Annotated in this window: 4 protein-coding genes and 1 pseudogene; 3 read left to right on the forward strand and 2 right to left on the reverse strand. The window is 65.7% G+C overall.

Annotation, left to right across the window (positions count from 1 at the left end):
* Window positions 1-667 precede the first annotated feature (667 nt).
* Together ACFXK0_RS28890 and ACFXK0_RS28895 are read left to right on the forward strand one after the other, a co-directional pair.
* Entirely contained in the window at window positions 668-955 is a 288-nt protein-coding gene (locus ACFXK0_RS28890; RefSeq protein WP_379414247.1) for a hypothetical protein, read from the forward strand.
* Window positions 952-1677, forward strand: a complete 726-nt coding sequence (locus tag ACFXK0_RS28895) for an ESX secretion-associated protein EspG (protein ID WP_379414248.1) — start codon at window positions 952-954, stop codon at window positions 1675-1677. The genes ACFXK0_RS28890 and ACFXK0_RS28895 overlap by 4 nt, the downstream gene beginning before the upstream one ends.
* A 103-nt stretch (window positions 1678-1780) precedes the next feature.
* Here the strand turns inward: ACFXK0_RS28895 and ACFXK0_RS28900 are convergent.
* Window positions 1781-2634: pseudogene (locus ACFXK0_RS28900) on the reverse strand (integrase core domain-containing protein).
* A 26-nt stretch (window positions 2635-2660) separates the two neighbouring features.
* Window positions 2661-3080, reverse strand: coding sequence for a DUF1761 domain-containing protein (locus tag ACFXK0_RS28905; RefSeq protein WP_379414249.1), 420 nt, complete (start codon window positions 3078-3080; stop codon window positions 2661-2663).
* Window positions 3081-3129: 49 nt separating this feature from the next.
* Here ACFXK0_RS28905 and ACFXK0_RS28910 point away from each other — a divergent pair, with 49 nt between their 5' ends.
* Window positions 3130-3807: a winged helix-turn-helix transcriptional regulator gene (locus ACFXK0_RS28910; RefSeq protein ID WP_379414250.1), complete on the forward strand. Its 678-nt coding sequence runs from the start codon at window positions 3130-3132 to the stop codon at window positions 3805-3807.
* The last annotated feature ends 126 nt before the right edge of the window (window positions 3808-3933 follow it).

The raw sequence follows: 3933 nt of genomic DNA on the forward strand, positions 1-3933 counted from the left end.
CAACTCATCATCCACGATCCACGGCGCCGCCACGGCGAAACATACTGCACGACAGTGGGTCTCACCGCTACCTGACCGAACCTGTTAGGGGCTCTATGTTCCGAACTACCAGCCGGCCGGGCAGGGCGTGCCGGTCTTCGGAGCGCCGACCGAGCCGGGGAACGGCGGGAATACGCCTGGTACACCCGAAAACTCGATTCCAGGTGGCAACTCACCACAGAGCGTCGTCGAGCAACCGTCCACGGACACGCCGGAACAGCCGAATCAGGATGATCAACCGAACAGCGAGAACGACGCTGCGATCCCTGGCGACGACTCATCCGACGGTGACACGAACGGCGATGATGGTGGTACGCAGACTTCGCCTTCCAGCGAGGGCGACGACAGTACGACCGCAGCGGGAACCGATACCGGAACCCCGACAGGGACACCGACTTCCGGTTCCCCGAACAATCCTGGCGGGCCACACGGTTCGGGAGGCTCGGGCGTTCCTGGTGGAACCGGGACACCGGTCGGATCCGGGGCATCCGGCGCTCAACCAGGTTCAGGTGCGCCGGTCGCGGGTCGTAGCGTGCCGGGGAATCCTGTCGGGCCAGGCGCGGTCGGTGTCGGCCCTGGCGCTGGCGCGGGTGCACGGTCGACACCGGGCATGGGTGGATTCCCTGGAATGGGCGGTGCGGCCGGTCGACGGCAGGGCGATCAGGACGGCGAGCACAAGGGTGTTCCGGAATGGATGATCAACCAACGCAACACCGCTGAGCTGTTGGGTCCTCGCGAACCCACGACGCCGGCAGTATTCGGCATCGACGCGGGACCGGTCGAGGACTGCGACTGGGAGGTCGTGCGGCGCAACGATGCGGAGGAACCGAGCGGCCCCACCGCCTTCTCTACTGACCAGTCCACTCAGGATGACTGGAGCGTCGAGTCCCGCGAGCGCGGCGAGCAGGCTCGATGAACTGGCGATTCACCGCCGATGAATTCATCTATGTCGCCCGGGAGTTCGGTGCTGACCGGCTACCGGCACCGCTGCGATTGCTCAGCTCGACCCGGTATCAGTCGGAGTGGGAGGCGGCCGAAGCCGCGTTTCGGGCGCGGATTCCCGTGCGTGACGACCCGGACCTCGTCCCAGTGCTGCGCACGATCTTCGACCCGGACATCAAGGTCGAGGTGATGGGCCACCGACGGTCGCCGATCCGTGCCTTCGGCGCGATCGTCACCGATGTCGGGGCGGCGGTGGTGCAGCACGCAGGTTCGGCTGATGACCGAGGTGGCGATGTGTCGGTCTACGTCGGCTCGGCCAATATCGTCGCCCGGATGGTGGGGTCTGTGGCGGGAGCTTGCGGTGCTGGCTCTGCCGGACGGATGGTGGAAAGCATCGCCGGGCTGCGCGGTCGGGATCGGGATGATTCGTGGACAGCGGGTAGCAGTCGGCAGACGGCTCGTACGCGTGAACTGTTGGCCGCGCCGCGGACTGGTAGCGGGCACGTGAAGATCAGTGGGGATTGTCGGGCCGCGCGGCCGTCCCCGCCCAGGTTCGTGAGTTGGTTCGACGTACGCAACGACGGCCGATACCTCTACACACGCCGAGGTGGGGATATCCAAATCGACCCGTGCGGGGACAAGCAGTTCGTCGACGGCCTTCGGCAGTTGGTGGAGACCACGCGAGGCGAACGCTGAACCGCATGGTCCGAGCCGGCGGGATCGGTCCGCGGCTTGCTCGGTTCACCTTTGATGTGGACCGTGCCAAATCAGCACCTCGGTCAGTGCCCGCGCCGAAGACTCACTGGCTGTATGCGGCCACGACGTTGGTGACGCCTGCCGGGGCACGTACAGCAGGTGGTTGTCCTGCGGTGGCGCTGCGTGGTCGGTGGTGGTTGTAGTGCACGTTCCACACGGCGACTGCCGCCGATCGTTCAGAGTCGCTGGTCCAGATGCGGGAGTAAAGGAACTCTTCGGCCAGGATCCGGTTGTACCTCTCGACCTTGCCGTTGTGTTTAGGGGTGTAGCGCTTGGTGCGCTTGTGCTTCGCCCCGGGAAGTGCGCGAGTGAAGGCGTGGGCGCGGTAGCAGGCTCCGTTGAGTGTCACGACGCGCTCGATGTGGCCGATGCCGTGCGCGGCGAACCAGGCACGGGCGCGGTGCACGAACCCGACGGGCGCGCCATCCACCACCGTCGGGGATGCGGCCGACCTTCTTCACATCAACATGCACCATGTGCCCGGGCCGCTTCGCCACGATTGTCTTGGGTTGCCGGTTGAGGTCGCCGTTCGGATCGATGAACCGCCGCCGATTCAGCCCGAGCTGAGCCAGTAGCCGGGTCACGGCACGTCGGCTGATGGTGACGCCGGACTCGTTCAGTTCGAAGGTGATTCGAGTCGCGGACAATTTGTGGTTCCGGCGCATCCCTCGATCTGTTCCACGATGGTGGAATCGGTGGCAGTCGACTGGCGGTGCGAAGTGGATGAGCGGTCGTGGAGTCCGACGTCGCCGTGCTTGCGCCACCGGTTTACCATTTCGACGCGCGGGCTCGTGAGATCCCGATTTCCGCCGCGACGTGCGCGATCGGGCGGGTCTTGCAGCGCTCGATGAGGCGACGTCGTCCCTCGGGGCTCAGGGGAGCATTGCGATGTCCCATGGTTGTTGCGCTCTGACTGCGCGCTGCTACTGCAGCAACCCGATCGGAACCGCCATGCCCAGGAACAGCACGAGCTGGTAGGCGCTGTTGATCACGGTGAGCTGGCCAGGCTTCTGCTCGAAGCCGTTGTGCTGTGCCAGGGTCGACAGTGAGAAGCCGAGCCACGCCACAAGGGCAACCGCCAGGGCAGCCCAGAAGGAGTCGATGCCGAAGAAGCCGGAAGTGACGGAGCTGGCGGCTGCGAGAGTCAGCGCGGTGACGGCGATTGATGCCACCAGGACCACGAACGGACCCTTGCCGCCTCTCTCAGAGTCCTCCTTGGTCACCCCGGTCAGCTTCCGCCATACGCCGCCGACCAGCCCCCAGTCACTGTACCAGATCCACGCGATCGCCATTCCGACCGCGATCGCGGACACGACGGCCAACCAGCTGATGCTCAGCTCCACGGAATCTCCTCTGCTCGACACTCCCTCCGCATGGTTGATATCATAAAGCATGGTGGAAAGTATCAACCAGAAGGTCAAGGGTTCGCGCTCCTACGGGCAGTTCTGCGCCCTTGCGCGCTCTCTGGATGTCGTAGGCGACCGGTGGACGCTGCTCATCGCGCGCGAGCTGCTGCCGGGGCCTATGCGCTACACCGAGCTGAAGACCTCACTCAAAGGCATCGCGACGAACCTCCTGTCCGAGCGGCTGAAGACCATGGAGGCGAACGGGATCGTCGAGCGTCGTCTCGGGGACGCGAGCGTCGTCTACGCCCTCACGTCGTGGGGAGCGGGGTTGCGAGAGCCGATGGAGGCGTTCGGCCGGTGGGGCGCTCCGCTGCTGGCGACCGGCCAGGGCGACGACGCCTTCCAGCCGCGCTGGCTGACCCTCGCGCTGCCTGCCCTCCTCCGAGGCGCAACCGCCTCTCCTCCCGTCGAGCTCGGCATCGAGACGGACGGCTTCCTCATGGCCCTGAGGGTCGACGAAGACGGTCCAAGCGCATTCGTACCCGATCGAGATCCGGCCTCAGTATTCACCGCCGCTCCCGACGTGGTCGTCGCTCTAGCCGCTGGAGCGATCAGCATCGAGCAGGCCATCGCCGCCGGCGAGTTTCGTGGCGACTCGAACGTCCTCCGAACCGCGCTCACCCCTGTTCATGCGAACGTGACTCCGCTGACCAACGGCGACTGAGGACCACGGAGAAGCGCAGGCTGTCGTGGTGGCCCTGCGTGTCAGGGTGAGTTGAGTCCACCGGCACTCAGCAAATCCAGCCCGACGCAGGGCGAGATCGGACCTACTCCACGATGACGACGACCA

It is taken from the genome of Nocardia sp. NPDC059177 (assembly GCF_042755165.1).
Taxonomy (GTDB): domain Bacteria; phylum Actinomycetota; class Actinomycetes; order Mycobacteriales; family Mycobacteriaceae; genus Nocardia.